Below are 17,612 nucleotides of genomic sequence, written 5' to 3' on the forward strand. Positions count from 1 at the left end.
GTGGGGTTTGTCTCTTTTTTTGCAGAAAGATGCCTGGAGGAAATGGAATGATCAAACGGGTTCGATCGTGGTTGAATCAGGAGGACAGTCAGCAGGCGCACCGGATCTCTCCGGACAATATCCCTCACCATGTCGCCATCATTATGGATGGCAACGGTCGCTGGGCGAAACGGCGCGGTATGCCGCGGATCGTTGGACATCAGAACGGAATGAAGGCCGTGAAAAGAGCGGCTATCGCAGCCGATGATTTAGGCATCAAAATTTTGACGATGTACGCTTTTTCGACGGAGAACTGGAAACGCCCCAAAGATGAGGTTGATTTCCTGATGAAGCTTCCGCAGGAATTTCTGGCGATTGAGCTGGAAGAGCTGATTCAGAAGAATGTCCAGGTGAGGATGATGGGACATCCTGAGGATCTGCCGCAGCATACGCGGGATGCGATGGAAGAAGCGGTTGCCCGAACAGCAAGCAATACCGGACTTGTCCTAAATTTTGCGCTTAATTATGGCAGCCGCAAGGAAATAACGGAAAGCATCAGGGCGCTTGGAAAAGACATCCGCGAGGGAACCCTACTGCCTGAGGATATTACCGAGGAAATGGTAGGTGAACGGCTTCTCTCAGGCGATCTACCTGATCCGGATTTACTCATCCGTACCAGCGGTGAGCTCCGCCTCAGCAATTTTATGCTCTGGCAGCTGGCTTACAGTGAATTATGGTTTACGGATATCTACTGGCCGGAATTTACCAAGGAACACTTGATCGAGGCCGTTGCGGAGTATCAGCACAGAACACGTCGTTACGGCGGATTGTCGTAGAATATGGAGGATGGAGCATATTGAAACAGCGATTGATTACCGGATTCATTGCGGGAGCGGTCTTTTTGGGATTATGTTTCATAGGCGGGTTATGGTATCACTTTCTCATTGTGGCCATGGCTTTGGTCGGCTTCTATGAGTTTGCCCGAATGACAGGTACGGCACCATTTGGAGGAGCGGCTGCACTGGGTTATGCAGGGGTGGCTGCACTTGTGTTCCCATGGGAAGGTTTCGGTATCGCCTTTACCCTTCCATGGGAGCAGGTCATCTGGCTGCTGCTGTTTTTGCTGCTGCTCGTAACGGTAACGACTAAGAACAGTGTTGATATTCGCCGGGTATCGCTGCTTCTTCTCGGTGCGGTATATATCGGGATCGGCTTCTCTTATATCGCTGAATCCCGCAGCGCACCGGACGGCAACGGTTTGTTCTGGACGTTTCTGCTTCTGGTGTCGATTTGGGCAAGTGATGCAGGCGCATATTTCGTTGGCAAATGGATCGGAAAGCATAAACTGTGGCCGGCGATCAGCCCGAACAAAACGATCGAAGGCGCTGTTGGCGGTGTCATAATCGCGGTATTTACATCGCTGGTATTCGCTTTTCTCTCCAGCGGGCTTCTTCCTGCGGGACAAGCAGCGCTGATTGGCCTCTCTTGTGCCGTAATCGGCCAGTTGGGGGATCTCGTTCAGTCCGCCTACAAACGAGTGTACGACGTTAAGGATTCCGGCCAGCTTCTGCCCGGGCATGGCGGGATTCTGGATCGCTGTGACAGCTGGATCATCGTTTTTCCGTTTGTACATATCATTAATCTTCTGCCTTACTGATGAAAGGAAAGAGAAGCATGAAAAAAATCAGTGTGCTCGGTTCGACCGGCTCCATTGGAACGCAAACGCTGGATGTGGTCAGGAAGCACCGGGAACGGTTTCAAATTGAAGGGTTGGCGGCGGGAGGCAATACGGAGCTTTTGCTTGCGCAGGTTCACGAATTTGCGCCAAGTAAAGTCTCCGTTGCTTCCAGGGATCTGGCCGAGCGCATCAAGCATGAGCTTCCGTCTGGTACGCAGCTGTATTACGGTTCGGAGGGGCTTGTCGAGATTGCCGCGGGTACGGAGGCAGAGCTTGTCGTGACAGCCGTGATGGGGAGCATGGGGCTTCCGTCAACACTGGCGGCTATTCGCGAAGGCAAAACGATTGGCTTGGCCAACAAGGAAACGTTAGTGACAGCAGGTCATCTGGTCACAGCGTTGGCTGAAGAGAAGGGTGTGAAGCTGCTGCCGATCGACAGCGAGCATTCGGCGATCTTTCAGTGCCTGAACGGGGAGCGGCATGAGGACATCGAACGGATTACATTGACGGCCTCGGGCGGCTCCTTTCGTGACTATACCCGTGAACAGCTGGTGAATGTGACGGTGGAGGATGCGCTGAAGCACCCGAACTGGTCGATGGGCGCGAAGATTACAATCGACTCGGCGACGATGGTTAACAAAGGGCTTGAGGTGATGGAGGCGCATTGGCTGTACCGGATTCCGTATGACCGGATATCGGTGCTTCTGCATCCTGAGAGTATCATTCATTCCTTCGTTGAATTCAGAGATTCGAGCATTATTGCACAGCTGGGCAACCCGGATATGCGCGTGCCGATCCAGTACGCCCTGACCTATCCGGAACGCTGGGAATCTCCGGCGACGCGGCTGTCATTGGCGGAGGCAGGCAAGCTGAATTTCCGTGAAATGGACATGGAGCGGTTTCCGTGTTTAAGACTGGCTTATGAATGTGGTAAAATGGGGGGGACGGCTCCAACCGTGTTTAATGCGGCAAACGAAGTTGCGGTTGCCCGTTTTTTGCGGAAAGAAATTTCGTTCCTTCAGATTGAAGAGATCATTCAAGAGGTGACGGATCGTCATGAGACGATTGCGAACCCGGCGCTCGAGACGATTGAAGAGGCTGATCAGTCCGCCCGTGAACTGGCATCAAGGCTGTGAAATTCAGCTGGCCTGCAATCTCCCTTGAAAAAAGCTGTCAGCTTGTGATTCTCTTGTGGACGATAGGAGAATAATGATAATCTATAAGGACATACTGCGTTCTCAGCGGGAAAAGGGGGATGTAATCAATTGGAAATGGTGCGGATCGTCTTTCTGACAGTGCTCATGTTTTTTGTCATTGTGACCGTACATGAATGGGGGCACTACTATTTTGCCCGGCGTGCCGGGATTCTGGTTCGGGAGTTCGCGATCGGGTTTGGCCCTAAGCTGTTCTCATATAAGCGAAATGAAACCCAGTTTACACTAAGGCTGCTGCCGTTTGGCGGTTATGCCCGCATGGCTGGAGAAGACCCGGAACTGGTAGAGATTCATGCCGGACAGACGATCGCGGTCCGCCTCAATCAAGAGAATCAGGTGAAGAAGATTTACCTGGATCAGCTGGATAACCGGAAGAATGTGATCCGCGGGGAAGTTCAGTTTATTGATATGGTGGATCGACTGTCCGTTCGCCTGGATGTGGATGGCGAATTTCAACAGTACGAGATTCACCCGCAGGCGATGACGGTTGCGAAGGGAATCGAAACGCAGATCGCCCCGAGAGACCGCCAGTTTAACAGCAAGACGGTCGGACAGCGGGCACTTGCTATTTTTGCCGGGCCATTGATGAACTTTATTTTGGCCTTTATACTGTTCGCGCTTCATATTCAGATGGCAGGGCTTCCTGTCGACAATCCGACTTATGTCAAAATCGGCGAAATTACGAAAGGCGCGCCGGCGGATGAAGCGAACTTGCAGGTTGGCGATATTATTGTCAGCATTAATGGAACAGCGATCGGTGCTGATTACCGGAAGATGATCGAGCTGATCTCGGCGTCGACGGACAAGCCGATGGATTGGACGATACAGCGCGGTGAGGAAACCTTTGACTTGTCCTTGACGCCTCGGGCGATGGAAGGACAGGAAGGCGGCAAGGTGGGCATTGTACCGGAGCTGCCGACCCGGCAAGCGGGTCCGATCGAGACCGTGACGGGGGCCGGTACCGCGATGGTGGATACAACCGGGATCATCTTCCAGGGATTCAGGCAGTTGATCGAGCGCTTCTCCATGGATGATCTTGGCGGTCCTGTGCGGACGTTTGAGGTTACCGGTCAAATTGCAAGACAAGGGATTGAACAGCTCACCTATTGGGCTGCGATATTGAGTTTGTACTTAGGCATTTTCAATCTGCTGCCAATTCCGGCTCTGGACGGAAGCCGCCTTGTATTTCTTGGCGTGGAAGCCGTGCGCGGCAAGCCGATTGATCCCAACCGTGAAGGGATGGTCCACTTCATAGGTTTTGCGATGCTGTTCCTGTTAATGATAGCCGTCACCTACAATGATATATTGCGTCTGATTAACGGGTAAGAAGGACACACCGGTACGGCTTGGAGGCGCCAGCCGCTTTACGAGCCGTGCCTTTTGCTGTACATTTTACCTGCAGCTGTATTTTACTTATGCCGATAACGCGATGGTCGCGGGAGCGCTGCGGGGCATCGACGTTTTATTTATGGGAGGAACACGATTGATATGTCGAAGGATGCCAACAACAAACAATTTGTGACTGAGATAACGCCGCAAGGGGAGGATTTCTCCCGCTGGTATATCGACGTTATTAAGAAAGCCGATCTGATGGACTACTCTCCGGTTCGGGGCTGCATGGTATTCAAGCCGGACGGTTACGAAATATGGGAGCATATCCAGCAGGAGCTTGACCGCCGTTTCAAGGAAACCGGTCATCGCAACGCGTATTTCCCGCTGTTCATTCCGGAAAGCTTCTTCCAGAAAGAGAAAGAGCATGTCGAGGGCTTTAATCCTGAGCTTCCGTGGGTAACCGAGGCAGCAGGGGAGAAGCTGGAGGAGCGCCTGGCGATCCGCCCAACCTCGGAAACGATGATTGGTCATATGTATTCGAAATGGATCCAATCCTATCGTGATCTCCCGGTTCTCATTAACCAGTGGGCAAATGTGGTGCGCTGGGAGAAGCGTACGCTGCCATTCCTGCGCACAAGCGAGTTTCTATGGCAGGAAGGGCATACCGCTCACGAGACCGAAACAGAAGCGAGAGCGGAAACGATGCAAATGCTGGACATCTACGCTGACTTTGTAGAGAACTATCTGGCGATTCCGATCATTAAAGGGCAGAAGACGCCTTCCGAGAAGTTTGCGGGTGCGGTGGATACCTATTCCATCGAAGCGATGATGAAGGATGGACGAGCCGTTCAGGCAGGAACGTCCCATTATATGGGCACGAATTTCGCCGAGGCTTTTGAAATCCAGTATTTAAGCCGTGATAACACGCTCGAATTTGCACACACCACTTCATGGGGGGTCAGCACACGCCTCATCGGCTCCCTGATTATGGTTCACGGGGATGATCGCGGGCTCGTATTGCCGCCGAAGGTCGCTCCAACGCAGGTGATCATGATTCCGATCGGCCCGCCGAAGACGCGTGATGCCGTTGTCGGGCGTACGGACGAGCTGTTCCGTGAGCTGAAATCGGCCGGAATCCGGGTGCGTGTTGACGACAATCCGGACGTTCGTCCGGGCTGGAAGTTCAATGAATATGAAATGCGGGGCGTGCCGGTTCGTCTGGAGATTGGTCCGCGCGATATGGAGAACGGCGTATGCGTTCTGGTATCCCGGATCACCGGAGAGAAGAAGATCGTTCAGCAGGCGAACCTGGTGGAAGAGGTTCAGGCGATGCTTGAGCAGGTGCATCAGGAGATGTACGACCGTGCGAAGCAGTTCATGGAAGATCACTTCTATTCCGTAAATACGCTGGATGAGATGAAGGCAAGCATGGAAGAGCAGCGCGGATTTACGCTGGCTGGCTGGTGCGGCTCCGAGGCTTGCGAGGACACGGTCAAGCAGGAGACCGGTGCGACGAGCCGAAACATTCCGTTTGAACCAGGCGAGAAGAAAACAACATGTCTCGTGTGCGGCGATGCAGCGAAGCATACCGTATTGTTTGCAAGAGCGTACTAAGGATCAGTGTATGGATTCATTGATCTTGTTCGTCCCGATCACACGGGTTCAATCATTGAATCTTTAAGAAGACTAGCATTCGGAGCTGGCTTCCGGATGGCAGTATGACTTTACGCTCTGTGGCAACAGGAGTAATAGGCGGCTGCCGACGGAAGCCTTTTTCATTCATATCTTTCGTTTGAAGTTTTAGGTTATGCGGGGGGAGGAAGCCATGGGCACACAGGAAGAGAAAAGGAAGCGATTTGAACTGCTGATGAAGCAGGGAGAAGTCCCGGCCAGTCTGGTGGAACCCTATTTCCTGGACGGCTGGATTGAGAAGGTGGAAATCAGCCGCGCCAGCAAGGATTGGAAGATCACGATTCATAAGGAAAAGCTGGTTCCGGGTGAAGTCTACCGGACCTTCTGTCTGAGAATACAGGAGAAAATGAACCACATTGCCAAGATCAGCTTTGTGTTCAAATATGGAGGCCAAGTTCATGAGGCCGACATCGTTCAAGAATATTGGGGATTGTTTCTTGAATGGGTTCACCGCGAGATCCCATCGGTCAACGGCTGGATGGCCAGAGCGCGATATGAGGTCCATGAAGGGCTGTTGACGCTGACGATGTCGGATGGCATGTCGCTTGAGCTTGCCCGCAAGAAGCAGATCGATCAGGCGATCACACGCTTTTTTGGCAAGTACTTCGAGCTGGATCTCAGGGTGAAGATGCAGGTTGGCGTAAGTGATGTGGCTGCCATGGAAGAGTTTGAGCAGCGCAAACGCCAGGAAGAGCGGGAAGTGATTGAGGCGCTCATGAGCAGCCTGGAGGCCGAGAGCTTGGCCGAAGAGCAGGAAGAGGGCGAGGTCCGCCTGCAGGTCGGTTATGAGATCAAGGAGCAGCCTGTACCGATTCAGGAAATTCAGGATGAAGAGAAGAAAATTACGATTCAAGGCACGATATTCGGGCTGGATCAGAAGGAACTCCGGAACGGAAGCACACTGTTTATGTTTAACTTGACGGATTTCACCGACTCGCTGCAGATGAAAATGTTTGCCAAGACGAAGGATGATCTGAAGGTGCTTGGCCAGCTGGCGAATGGCAAATGGGTCAAAGCGCGCGGACGAGTGGAGTATGACCGCTTTATGCAGGTGCCTGAGCTGGTGATGATCCCTTCCGATCTGGTTGAAGTTCAGGCTCCGCCTTCCCGCAAAGACAACGCCCCTGAGAAACGGGTGGAATTCCATCTCCATACAACGATGAGCACGATGGATGCCGTAACCCCGATTGACCGGTACATCAAAACAGCTGCAAGCTGGGGGCACAAAGCGATCGCCGTCAGCGATCACGGGGGCGTGCAGTCCTACCCGGATGCGGCCAAACACGCGAAGAAGAACGGCATCAAGATGATGTATGGTCTTGAGGCCAACGTGGTTAACGATGCGGTCAACATAGTCGAGAATGCCAAGCCGCTGGAACTGAGCAGCGCGACGTTTGTTGTTTTTGATATCGAGACGACGGGTCTGTCGATCACAGCGAACAAAATTATCGAGATCGCCGCTGTCAAAATGCAGGAGGGTAAGGAGATCGACCGGTACGCGACCTTTGTCAACCCGCATGAACGAATTCCGTACCATATTCAGCAGCTCACGAACATTAACGATGAGATGGTGAAGGATGCACCGGAGCTGGAAGATGTGATGAAGGAGTTTGTAGCATTCGTCGGCGATGCGGTGCTTGTTGCCCACAATGCCCGGTTCGACGTTGGCTTCATTCAGGCGTCGCTGAAAAATCTGGGCATGGAGACGCTCGACAACCCGTATCTCGATACGGTGGAGCTGGCTCGCCTCCTGCATCCAGGCATGAAAAACCACCGGTTGAACACGCTGGCAGACAAATACAAGGTTGCACTGGAAAGCCATCACCGGGCGATTGACGATACCGTTGCCTTGGCCGGCATTCTGAACGGGTTGCTGGCTGATGCCGAGAAGATGAAAGGGATCAAAATGCTGGACCGGCTGAACGACTATGTCGGTACAGATCTGTCCAATGCACGTCCGTTCCATTGCGGCATTTACGCCTTGAATATGACGGGCAAGAAGAACTTGTACAAGCTGGTGTCCATGTCCCATACGGAATATTTCAGGCGCGTGCCTTGCATTCCGAAATCGAGGCTGCAGGAGATGCGCGAGGGGCTGCTCATTCTGTCCGGCTGCGAGAAAGGCGAGTTCTTCGAAACGGTGCTTAACAAGACGGAGGAGGAGGCCGAAGAGGTCGCCCAGTTCTATGATGTGCTTGAAATACAGCCGCTGACGATGTACATGCATCTGGTAGACAAAGGCCTAGTCGGCAGTCCGGAGGAAATCAAAACGGCCCTTCACAAAGTTGTCCGCATCGGCGAGAAGCTGGACAAGCCGGTCATCGCGACAGGCAATGTGCATTATCTGGAGCCGCGGGACAAGCTGTTCCGGGATATTACGATTCACGGAATCACCGGCTTTAGCCCGCTCAAGGATATTCGCAAGCCGGATGCCCACTTCCGCACGACAGAGGAAATGCTGGCCGAGTTCGAATTTCTGGGCGAGGACAAATGCTACGAGGTCGTCGTGAAGAACACGAGCGAACTGGCCGACCGCTTCGAGGAGCTGGAGCTGTTCCCGGATAAACTGTTCACGCCGATTCTTGACGGAGCGGATGAAGAGATCCGCAACACCTGTTATGAGACGGCAAAATCCATCTATGGCGAGCCGCTGCCTGAAGTGGTGGTCGCCCGGCTGGAAAAAGAGCTGGAGCCGATTATCAAATACGGCTTCTCGGCCAACTATCTGATCTCCGAGCGTCTGGTTAAAAAATCGAACCGGGACGGGTATCTGGTAGGGTCACGGGGGTCTGTCGGCTCCTCTGTCGTCGCAACGTTCCTCGGCATCTCCGAAGTCAACCCGCTGCCTGCGCACTACATATGCCTCAATCCGGAGTGCAAGCACAGCGAGTGGTTCCTTGACGGCAGTGTGCCGAGCGGATTTGACCTTCCCGACAAGTCGTGTCCGGACTGCGGACAGATGATGAAGGGGGAAGGCCAGGATATTCCGTTCGAAACGTTCCTTGGCTTCAAGGGGGACAAGGTTCCGGATATCGATCTGAACTTCTCCGGGGAATATCAGCCGCACGCGCACAATTTCACGAAAGAAATGTTCGGGGAGAAAAACGTGTTCCGGGCGGGAACGATCGGTACGGTTGCGGAAAAGACGGCGTTCGGCTTTGCCAAAAAGTATGAGGAAGATCATCACAAGCGCTGGCGCGGGGCGGAGCTGAGCCGCCTGGCTGCCGGCTGTACCGGCGTCAAGCGGAGCACCGGTCAGCATCCGGGCGGTATTGTCGTCGTGCCGGATTACATCGAGGTCGAAGATATTACCCCTGTGCAGTATCCGGCCGATGATGTGAATGCAGAATGGAAGACCACGCATTTTGATTACCACGCGTTTGATGCGAACTTGCTCAAGCTGGATATTCTGGGGCACGATGATCCGACGATGATGCGGATGCTGCAGGACCTGACCGGAGTTGATCCGACTACGATCCCGATGAATGATCCGAAAGTCATGAGCATGTTCAACTCGACCGAGGCGCTCGGCGTCACGCCGGAGCAGATTCGTTCCCCGGTCGCCACCTACGGCGTGCCGGAGATGGGCACGAAGTTCGTGCGCCAGATGCTGGTGGAATCGCAGCCGTCCAGCTTTGCGGATTTGCTGCAAATATCCGGTCTGTCTCACGGAACCGGCGTATGGCTTGGCAATGCGCAGGAACTGATCAAGAACGGCACCTGCAACATCAAGACCGTGATCGGTTGCCGCGACGACATCATGCTGTTCCTGATCTATAAAGCCGGGATGGACGCAAGCCTGGCGTTTAAAATTACCGAGAGCGTGCGTAAAGGTAAAGGGCTTACCCCGGAATGGATCGAGGAGATGAAACGCTGCAAAGTTCCGCAGTGGTATATCGATTCCTGTCTCAAGATCCAGTACATGTTCCCGAAGGCGCACGCCGCGGCCTACGTTATTTCGGCGGTACGGACAGCCTATTTCAAGCTGTACCATCCGATTGAATACTATGCGACCTACTTCTCGGTTCGGGCTGAGGACTTCGATATCGAGCTGTGCTGCCAAGGTTATGATGCGATATATCGCCGGATCGAGGAGATCGAGCAGATGGGCTTCTCGGCCAGCGCCAAAGAAAAGGGGATGCTGCCGATTCTGGAGATGGCCCTTGAGATGACGGCACGCGGTTTCTCGTTCAAGTCCATCGACCTGTATCGGTCCGACGCAGTCAAATTCATTGTGGACGGCGACTCGCTCATCCCGCCATTCTCCGCGCTGCAAGGCATCGGGGAGAACGCGGCCCGCAACATCGCTGCCGCTCGCGAGTACGGGGAATTCCTGTCCGTTGAAGATTTCCAGCAAAAGGCGAAGGCGAGTAAAACCGCCGTGGAGCTTTTATCGCAGATGGGCTGCTTCCGCGGATTGCCGGAAAGCAACCAGCTGTCGCTGTTTTAATGAACGAGGCGTAAGCCGCCGCTTCCTGCTTTTCGGAGCGGCTTGACAGTCAAGGAGTCATACTTGTCACTATTACCAGACTATGTTATAATTTTTTTGGTAATCATGGAGATAAAACCGTTGTGTAAAGAGTGGGGCGACCCACTCTTTACTCTTTGGTATATAGGAAAAGAAAGTTGGAGGTTATGTTCTTTGAGCACACCGAAGATTAAAACGACTGTGGAAGAAATGGTGCAGCCATACTTGGACGAACACGGCTTTGAATTGGTAGATGTGGAATATGTGAAAGAAGGCAGCAGCTGGTTTCTGCGTGTGTTTGTGGACAAAGAAGGCGGTATCGATATTGAGGATTGCGGCTTGATCAGCGAATATTTGAGCCAGAAGCTGGATGAGAACGATCCGATCCCGACAGCTTATTTTCTTGAGGTTTCTTCTCCAGGCGCAGAGCGTCCGCTCAAGAAGAAGGAGGACATTGTGAAGGCGGTCGGCAAGAACGTGTTCGTCACGCTGTACGAGCCGATCGATGGGCTGAAGGAATTTGAAGGCAAGCTGGAGTCCTTTGAGAATGAGGAGCTTGTTGTTCAGACGGCCAGAAAAAAACACGCTATTCCATATGCTAAAGTAGCCAGCGCCAGATTGGCCATCATTTTTTAAACGGAAGTTTTGAAAGGGGGAACCGATTTTCAATGAGTATGGATTTTATTGAGGCAATGAACGAGTTGGAGAGAGAGAAGGGCATAAGCAAGGACGTGCTGTTTGAAGCGATAGAAGCAGCGCTGATCTCGAGCTACAAGCGGAATTTTAACACCGCGCAAAACGTGCGGGTTGACATGAACCGCAACACCGGGGTAATCAAGGTGTTCGCCCGCAAGCTGATCGTGGAAGAGGTTCTGGATCCGCGCACGGAAATTTCTCTGCATGCGGCCCGCGAAATCAATCCTCATTTTCAGCTGGAGGATGTCGCGGAAATCGAGGTTACGCCGCGCGACTTCGGGCGCATTGCTGCGCAGACGGCGAAGCAGGTCGTAACCCAGCGCATCCGGGAAGCTGAGCGTGGACTGATCTACAGCGCCTTTATCGATAAGGAAGACGATATCGTAACCGGGACGCTGCAGCGCCAGGATTTGCGCAACATTTATATCGATCTGGGCAAGATCGAGGCTGCGCTGCCGCTGACTGAGCTGATGCCAAACGAGAAGTTCAAGCACGGAGACCGGATTAAGGCGTATATTACTAAGGTTGAAAATACGACCAAGGGACCTCAAATTATGCTGTCCCGCACACATCCAGGACTGCTTAAGCGTCTGTTCGAGCTTGAGGTGCCCGAAATTTTCGACGGCGTGGTGGAGATTCGTTCGGTTGCGCGCGAAGCGGGCTTCCGCTCCAAAATTGCGGTCTATTCGCGGAACGAGGAAGTCGATCCGGTTGGCTCCTGCGTCGGACCTAAGGGGATGCGCGTACAGACGATTGTCAACGAGCTGCGCGGAGAGAAGATTGATATCGTCCGCTATTCGGATAATGTCGAGGAATATGTAGCCAATGCGCTCAGCCCGTCCAAAGTGCTTGAGGTTCAAGTATTTGAGGACGAGAAGATGGCGCGGGTGATCGTTCCGGACTATCAGCTGTCGCTTGCGATCGGAATCAAAGGCCAGAACGCTCGTCTTGCGGCGAAGCTGACAGGCTGGAAAATCGATATTAAAAGCGAAAGCCAGGCGGAACAGGAATTTGGCAGACCGAGATCCCAAGCGGGAGAAATGCATCAGGATTCCGTCTCCGTCGACTAAAATCATAGCGTGACGGGGGGGTTATCGTGTTGAAACAAAGAAAAGTACCGCTGCGTAAATGCGTGGCTTGTCAGGAAATGAAACCGAAGAAAGAGCTGATCCGGATCGTAAGAACCCCCGAGGAGGAGGTACTCATCGATCTGACCGGCAAAAAATCGGGCCGAGGGGCGTATCTGTGCGGCAACGTTTCCTGCTTCAAGCTGGCACATAAAAACAAGGCGCTTGACCGCGCCCTGAAGCATAATGTTAAGCCGGAAATTTACGAGCAGCTGGCCCAGGACTTCATCAAGGTTGAGGATGAATTTCTTGCGGCAAAGGACCGTGCCGATGTTGAATAGAACGCTTTCTCGTCTGGGCCTGGCCATGCGCGCAGGCAAGGTGGTTACCGGAGATGAGGTTGTGCTGAAAGCAATCCGGTCTTCCGAAGCAAAATTGGTTATTCTGGCGGGTGACGCCTCAGATCTTACGAAAAAAAAGTTCCGCGACAAATGCGGTTCTTACAACATCCCTCTGGTAATCGGATTTGACCGGGACAGTCTCGGCACAAGTGTAGGAAAACCCGAAAGGGTTGTGCTGGCCATTACGGATCAAGGATTCGCAGAACTGATCTCCAAAGGTATGGAGACAATGTCGGAGGTGGAGTATATTGAGTAAACAGGAAAACAAGGATAATAAACTTCGTGTGTACGAATACGCGAAATCATTGAATATGAGCAGTAAAGAGATCATTACGATTCTCAAGCGTCTGGATATTCCGGTCAATAACCACATGAGTGTTATGGAAAATGATACGGTATCCAAGGTGGAGCAGTTCTTTAAGGACATCAAGTCTAGTGCAGCCGCCAAACGCGATACTGCAGAAGCTTCTCGCGGAGACAGCCGTAAGTCGGCATCGGTCGCGAGCAGCCAGGCAACGACCGGAGGCGGACAGGGCGGAGCGACCACTGTGCGCAGTGGAGATGGCAATGGCAGCCAGCGCTCCCAGAGCCGAGGACAAGGACAGCAGCCAAAAAAACAACAGGAAAAGCAGGTAGGTATGAATAATAGAAATCATCAAAATAACCAGAACTCTTCCAGCACCCAAAACGGAAGAAAAAGTCAGCCAGGCTCCCCACAGGGGCAGAACAACAATCGGAACAACGGACAAAGACCAGGCGCAGCGGTACAAACGACAGCGCGTCCGCAGAGCAATGGGCAGCCAAGCGGTTCCCGTCCACAGGGCGGCGGAAACAATAGCGGGACTCCAAATCGAAGCGGCGATCAGAACCGCAACAAAACCGGCGGCAACCAGAACCGTTCGGGCGGCGGCAAGCGCTTTGATGACAACCGCCAGGGAGGTTTCCGGAACAACAACCGCGGCGGCAGAAACAACCGCGGGCGGAATCAGAACAACCAGCCGCCTCGCGAGAAAATCGACAACACGCCGAAGAAAATTATCGTCCGCGGCAACATGACCGTCGGTGAGACGGCAAAGCTGCTTCATAAGGACGCTTCCGAAGTCATCAAGAAGCTGATTTTCCTCGGCGTGATGGCCACGATCAATCAGGAGCTCGACATCGAGACGATCCAGCTGCTTGCAGGAGAGTTCGGGGTTGAGGTAGAAGTGAAGATTCCGGTGGAAGAAGATCGGTTCGAGACGGTTGAGGAGAACGATGCGCCAGAGGATCTGCTTGAGCGTCCGCCAGTCGTCACCATTATGGGACACGTTGACCATGGTAAAACGACGCTGCTTGACGCAATCCGCTCCACCAATGTAACCGGGGGCGAAGCCGGAGGCATTACGCAGCATATCGGGGCTTACCAAGTCGAGATCAACAACAAGAAGATCACCTTCCTGGATACCCCGGGCCACGAAGCGTTTACGGCGATGCGTGCGCGCGGTGCGCAGGTGACAGATATTACGATTATCGTTGTGGCTGCGGATGACGGCGTGATGCCGCAGACGGTTGAGGCGATCAACCATGCGAAGGCAGCGGGACTGCCGATCATCGTAGCTGTCAACAAAATCGATAAACCGGATGCCAACCCGGATAAAGTCAAACAGGAACTGACCGAATATGAGCTTGTGCCTGAAGAGTGGGGCGGCGACACGATCTTTGTCAATGTTTCGGCGAAACAGCGCATGGGCCTTGAAGATCTGCTGGAGATGATTCTGCTCGTTGCCGAAGTGAACGAGTACAAAGCCAATCCGAATAAGCGCGCCCGCGGTACGGTCATCGAGGCCGAGCTGGATAAAGGCCGCGGTCCGGTAGCGCGGATTCTCGTTCAACACGGAACGCTCAAAGTCGGCGATGCCTTCGTGGCGGGCAACTGCTTCGGACGGATTCGTGCGATGGTGAACGATAAAGGCCGCCGTCTGAAAGAAGCCGGACCTTCGACGCCGGTAGAGATTACGGGTCTGACCGAAGTGCCGGGCGCCGGCGATCCGTTCATGGTGTTTGAAGATGAGCGCAAAGCGCGCTCCATTGCCGAGAAACGGGCGGTAACACAGCGTCAATCCGAGCTGAACACCAACACAAGAGTGACGCTTGACGATCTGTTTAAGCACATTAAGGATGGCGAGATTAAAGATTTGAATGTCATCATCAAAGGGGACGTTCAAGGTTCTGTCGAGGCGCTCAAAGGCTCGCTGAACAAAATCGAAGTGGAAGGCGTGCGCGTGAAAATCATTCACAGCGGTGTCGGTGCCATTACGGAATCCGATATTATTTTGGCCGCAGCTTCCAATGCGATTGTGATCGGCTTTAACGTCCGTCCTGACGTTCAGGCGAAACAGACCGCAGAGCAAGAAAAGGTAGACATTCGTCTCCACCGGGTAATTTATAAGGTAATCGAGGAAATCGAGCAGGCGATGAAGGGCATGCTGGATCCGGAGTACAAGGAAACGGTTATCGGCCACGCCGAGGTGCGGAACACCTTTAAAGTGAGCAAGGTCGGAACGATTGCCGGCTGCATGGTCACTTCCGGTAAGATTGCGAGAAATGCTGAAGTCCGCCTCATTCGCGACGGCATTGTCGTTCACGAAGGCAAGATCGATTCCCTCAAGCGTTTCAAAGATGATGCAAAAGAAGTTGCTCAAGGTTATGAATGTGGGATTACCTTGGAAAACTATAGCGACGTCAAAGAAGGCGACGTCATTGAAGCCTTTATCATGGAAACGGTGGAGCGCTAATCAAAGAGGTGATCTAAATGGCGAAAATAAGAACAGGACGCGTAGGAGAACAGATCAAGAAGGAGCTTAGCCAGCTGATCCAGACGGAGATCAAGGATCCGAGAATCGGGTTCATTACGGTGACGGGCGTGGATGTAACCAATGATCTGTCCCAGGCGAAGGTGTACTTGAGCGTTCTCGGGGATGACGAGCAGAAAGCCGCTTCCTTGAAAGGGCTGGAGAAAGCCAGCGGTTTCCTGCGCTCGGAGCTGGGCAAGCGAATCCGCCTTCGCCATGTTCCGGAACTGCTTTTCAAGTTCGATGATTCGATTGCGTACGGTAGCCGGATTGAAAAGCTGCTGAATGAGATCGGCGAGAACGAAGAGAAGTAATCAGGTAGTTTGTTGTATAAAGGAGAGGGCGAATGCAGACCTATGAACAGGAGCTGCAGCAGGTGAAGTCATTCCTGCTGGAGCATGATGATTACTTGGTAGTGTCGCATGTTCAGCCCGATGGAGACGCAGTCAGTTCCACCCTAGCGGTGGGCTGGCTTCTCTCATGTCTGGGCAAAAAATTCGCAATGATGAACGAAGGGCCGATTCCGAAGCGGATGAGCGGGCTGTGGCATGCGGACGAGCTGATCAATCTGTCCGAGCAGCAGCCGGGGCGGAACTTCAAATTTGTCATTTGCGTCGATTGTGCGGATTTTGACCGAGTTGGGCGCACCAAGGAATGGTTTGCGGAGGATGCGCTGATCGTCAACATCGACCATCATCCGACCAATAACCGATACGGCGCCGTCAACGCTGTGAGATCTGATGCAGCAGCTACGGCGGAAATCTTGTATGATCTGTTACAGTTGTTTGATATCCGCTGGGATGCCGATATTGCAACTGCACTCTATACGGGATTGCTGACGGATACCGGGGGCTTCCGGTACTCGAATACTTCCCCGAAGGTGATGGGGATCGCTTCGGAACTGCTGTCTTATGGTGTGAACGGTCCGGAGCTAGCTGAATCGCTGCTGGAGGAGATGACGCTGCCGCAGATGCAGGTGCTTGTGCAGGCGCTGAATACACTCAGTCTGAGCGAGGATGGCAAGATCGCCTGGGTCTATGTGACGCCGGAGCATATGAAGCTGTGCGGCGCGATCAATGAAGATCTCGAAGGCATCGTCAATTATCCACGCAACATTCAAGGGGTGGAAGTCGGCATTTTGTTCAAGCAGCTGGAGAACGGAGGCGTTAAGGTCAGTCTGCGCTCCGCCGGCAAGGTGGACGTGGCTGCACTGGCTCAAAGCTTCGGCGGCGGCGGACATGTACGCGCGGCAGGCTGCAGAATGGAAGGGAATCTGGAGGAAGTCATAACCCGGATTGTTGAGCGGGTGAGACTCGCCTTATGAGTACGCTGGAAGGAATACTGGCAGTGAACAAGCCGGCTGGCTGGACCTCGCATGATGTGGTAGCCAAGGTACGCCGGATCGTGAAGATGAAACGGATCGGCCATGCCGGCACCCTTGACCCCCAGGTAACGGGCGTGCTTCCGCTGTGTCTAGGGCGAGCCACCCGGGTGCTGGAATATTTGCAGGAGCTGCCCAAGGAATACAAGGCGGTCATGCGGCTTGGTTATGCTACGGATACGGAGGATGTTACCGGAAATGTGCTGGAATCGGTAGATGAGGTTCATGTGACAAGAGAAGAGGCGGAGGAAGCGCTGCGTTCTTTTGTCGGGGAGATTTCCCAGGTGCCTCCGATGTATTCGGCCGTCAAGGTAGACGGGAAGCGGCTGTACGAGCTTGCAAGGGAAGGGAAAGTGGTTGAGCGCAAAAGCAGGAATGTGTTCATCCATGAAATCGAGATGACCGGCTTTGAAGCTGAGGATGCCGGCACCGATATCTCGTTTCGGGTGCTCTGCTCGAAAGGAACCTATATCCGCACGCTCTGCGTGGATATCGGGAAGGCGCTTGGCCTTCCATCGGTTATGGTCCAGCTTGAGCGAACCCGATCCGCTGGCGTTACGGCCGAGCAGTGCCTGTCGATTGAAGACATCGAACGGTTGATGTCCGAAGGCACGCTGGACGCTTATTTGATTCCGGTGGATGAGGCGATTTCTCATCTCCCGGCTCATCGTGTCGGAGAGGAGAAGGCGGAAGCGGCGCTTCGAGGGCAGCGGCTGTCCGCCAGAGTGGTTACTCCCCCGGTCCAGGATGAGCGTCCTGTTCGCTTGTATGATGGCAGCGGCAAGTTTTTGGGAATCTTTCAGAAGCAGGAAGAATCCGGGGCGATTGCGCCTGTAAAAGTGTTTTCCTAGAGATATATAGTATATGGACTGG

At 53.4% G+C, this 17,612-nt stretch carries 14 protein-coding genes; all 14 read left to right on the forward strand.

Going from position 1 to position 17,612, the window contains the following annotated elements:
• The first annotated feature begins 47 nt into the window (after positions 1-47).
• Positions 48-815: an undecaprenyl pyrophosphate synthase gene (locus tag CHH75_RS07295; RefSeq protein WP_095397847.1), complete on the forward strand. Its 768-nt coding sequence runs from the start codon at positions 48-50 to the stop codon at positions 813-815.
• A 20-nt stretch (positions 816-835) separates the two neighbouring features.
• Positions 836-1,636, forward strand: coding sequence for a phosphatidate cytidylyltransferase (locus CHH75_RS07300; protein WP_095397848.1), 801 nt, complete (start codon positions 836-838; stop codon positions 1,634-1,636).
• A gap of 17 nt (positions 1,637-1,653) precedes the next feature.
• Positions 1,654-2,793, forward strand: coding sequence for a 1-deoxy-D-xylulose-5-phosphate reductoisomerase (locus tag CHH75_RS07305; protein WP_095397849.1), 1,140 nt, complete (start codon positions 1,654-1,656; stop codon positions 2,791-2,793).
• Between the two features lie 129 nt (positions 2,794-2,922).
• A complete protein-coding gene (rseP, locus tag CHH75_RS07310; protein WP_095265705.1) occupies positions 2,923-4,197 on the forward strand; it encodes an RIP metalloprotease RseP in 1,275 nt (424 codons plus the stop codon).
• Positions 4,198-4,359: 162 nt separating this feature from the next.
• A complete protein-coding gene (proS, locus tag CHH75_RS07315) occupies positions 4,360-5,817 on the forward strand; it encodes a proline--tRNA ligase (protein ID WP_095265704.1) in 1,458 nt (485 codons plus the stop codon).
• A gap of 211 nt (positions 5,818-6,028) precedes the next feature.
• Entirely contained in the window at positions 6,029-10,345 is a 4,317-nt protein-coding gene (locus CHH75_RS07320) for a PolC-type DNA polymerase III (protein WP_095265703.1), read from the forward strand.
• Positions 10,346-10,537: 192 nt separating this feature from the next.
• Positions 10,538-10,999: a ribosome maturation factor RimP gene (rimP, locus tag CHH75_RS07325; protein WP_095265702.1), complete on the forward strand. Its 462-nt coding sequence runs from the start codon at positions 10,538-10,540 to the stop codon at positions 10,997-10,999.
• Positions 11,000-11,031: 32 nt separating this feature from the next.
• Complete coding sequence (nusA, locus tag CHH75_RS07330) at positions 11,032-12,129, forward strand: transcription termination factor NusA (protein WP_095265701.1); 1,098 nt, start codon at positions 11,032-11,034, stop codon at positions 12,127-12,129.
• Positions 12,130-12,158: 29 nt separating this feature from the next.
• Positions 12,159-12,467 carry an RNase P modulator RnpM gene (rnpM, locus tag CHH75_RS07335; protein ID WP_095397850.1) on the forward strand — a complete coding sequence of 103 codons (309 nt, stop codon included), beginning with the start codon at positions 12,159-12,161 and terminating at the stop codon, positions 12,465-12,467.
• Entirely contained in the window at positions 12,460-12,783 is a 324-nt protein-coding gene (locus tag CHH75_RS07340; protein ID WP_179292127.1) for a L7Ae/L30e/S12e/Gadd45 family ribosomal protein, read from the forward strand. Before rnpM ends, CHH75_RS07340 begins: the two co-directional genes overlap by 8 nt.
• A complete protein-coding gene (gene infB, locus CHH75_RS07345) occupies positions 12,776-15,301 on the forward strand; it encodes a translation initiation factor IF-2 (protein WP_095265698.1) in 2,526 nt (841 codons plus the stop codon). The genes CHH75_RS07340 and infB overlap by 8 nt, the downstream gene beginning before the upstream one ends.
• A gap of 17 nt (positions 15,302-15,318) precedes the next feature.
• Positions 15,319-15,672, forward strand: a complete 354-nt coding sequence (rbfA, locus tag CHH75_RS07350; RefSeq protein WP_095265697.1) for a 30S ribosome-binding factor RbfA — start codon at positions 15,319-15,321, stop codon at positions 15,670-15,672.
• A 32-nt stretch (positions 15,673-15,704) separates the two neighbouring features.
• Positions 15,705-16,682 (forward strand): DHH family phosphoesterase, encoded by a 978-nt coding sequence (locus CHH75_RS07355; protein ID WP_095397852.1) that lies wholly within the window; start codon positions 15,705-15,707, stop codon positions 16,680-16,682.
• Positions 16,679-17,590, forward strand: a complete 912-nt coding sequence (truB, locus tag CHH75_RS07360) for a tRNA pseudouridine(55) synthase TruB (protein WP_095397853.1) — start codon at positions 16,679-16,681, stop codon at positions 17,588-17,590. The genes CHH75_RS07355 and truB overlap by 4 nt, the downstream gene beginning before the upstream one ends.
• Positions 17,591-17,612: the final 22 nt, after the last annotated feature.

It is taken from the genome of Paenibacillus sp. 7541, from assembly GCF_002276395.1.
GTDB classification, from domain to species: Bacteria; Bacillota; Bacilli; order Paenibacillales; family Paenibacillaceae; genus Paenibacillus_AQ; species Paenibacillus_AQ campinasensis.

What these genes read in the sequence shown, in the direction of transcription:
- truB (WP_095397853.1), top strand. Translation starts at nt 16,679, where the DNA reads ATGAGTACGCTGGAAGGAATACTGGCAGTGAACAAGCCGGCTGGCTGG.
- CHH75_RS07355 (WP_095397852.1), top strand. Translation starts at nt 15,705, where the DNA reads ATGCAGACCTATGAACAGGAGCTGCAGCAGGTGAAGTCATTCCTGCTG.
- CHH75_RS07295 (WP_095397847.1), top strand. Translation starts at nt 48, where the DNA reads ATGATCAAACGGGTTCGATCGTGGTTGAATCAGGAGGACAGTCAGCAG.
- CHH75_RS07305 (WP_095397849.1), top strand. Translation starts at nt 1,654, where the DNA reads ATGAAAAAAATCAGTGTGCTCGGTTCGACCGGCTCCATTGGAACGCAA.
- nusA (WP_095265701.1), top strand. Translation starts at nt 11,032, where the DNA reads ATGAGTATGGATTTTATTGAGGCAATGAACGAGTTGGAGAGAGAGAAG.
- CHH75_RS07320 (WP_095265703.1), top strand. Translation starts at nt 6,029, where the DNA reads ATGGGCACACAGGAAGAGAAAAGGAAGCGATTTGAACTGCTGATGAAG.
- proS (WP_095265704.1), top strand. Translation starts at nt 4,360, where the DNA reads ATGTCGAAGGATGCCAACAACAAACAATTTGTGACTGAGATAACGCCG.
- rbfA (WP_095265697.1), top strand. Translation starts at nt 15,319, where the DNA reads ATGGCGAAAATAAGAACAGGACGCGTAGGAGAACAGATCAAGAAGGAG.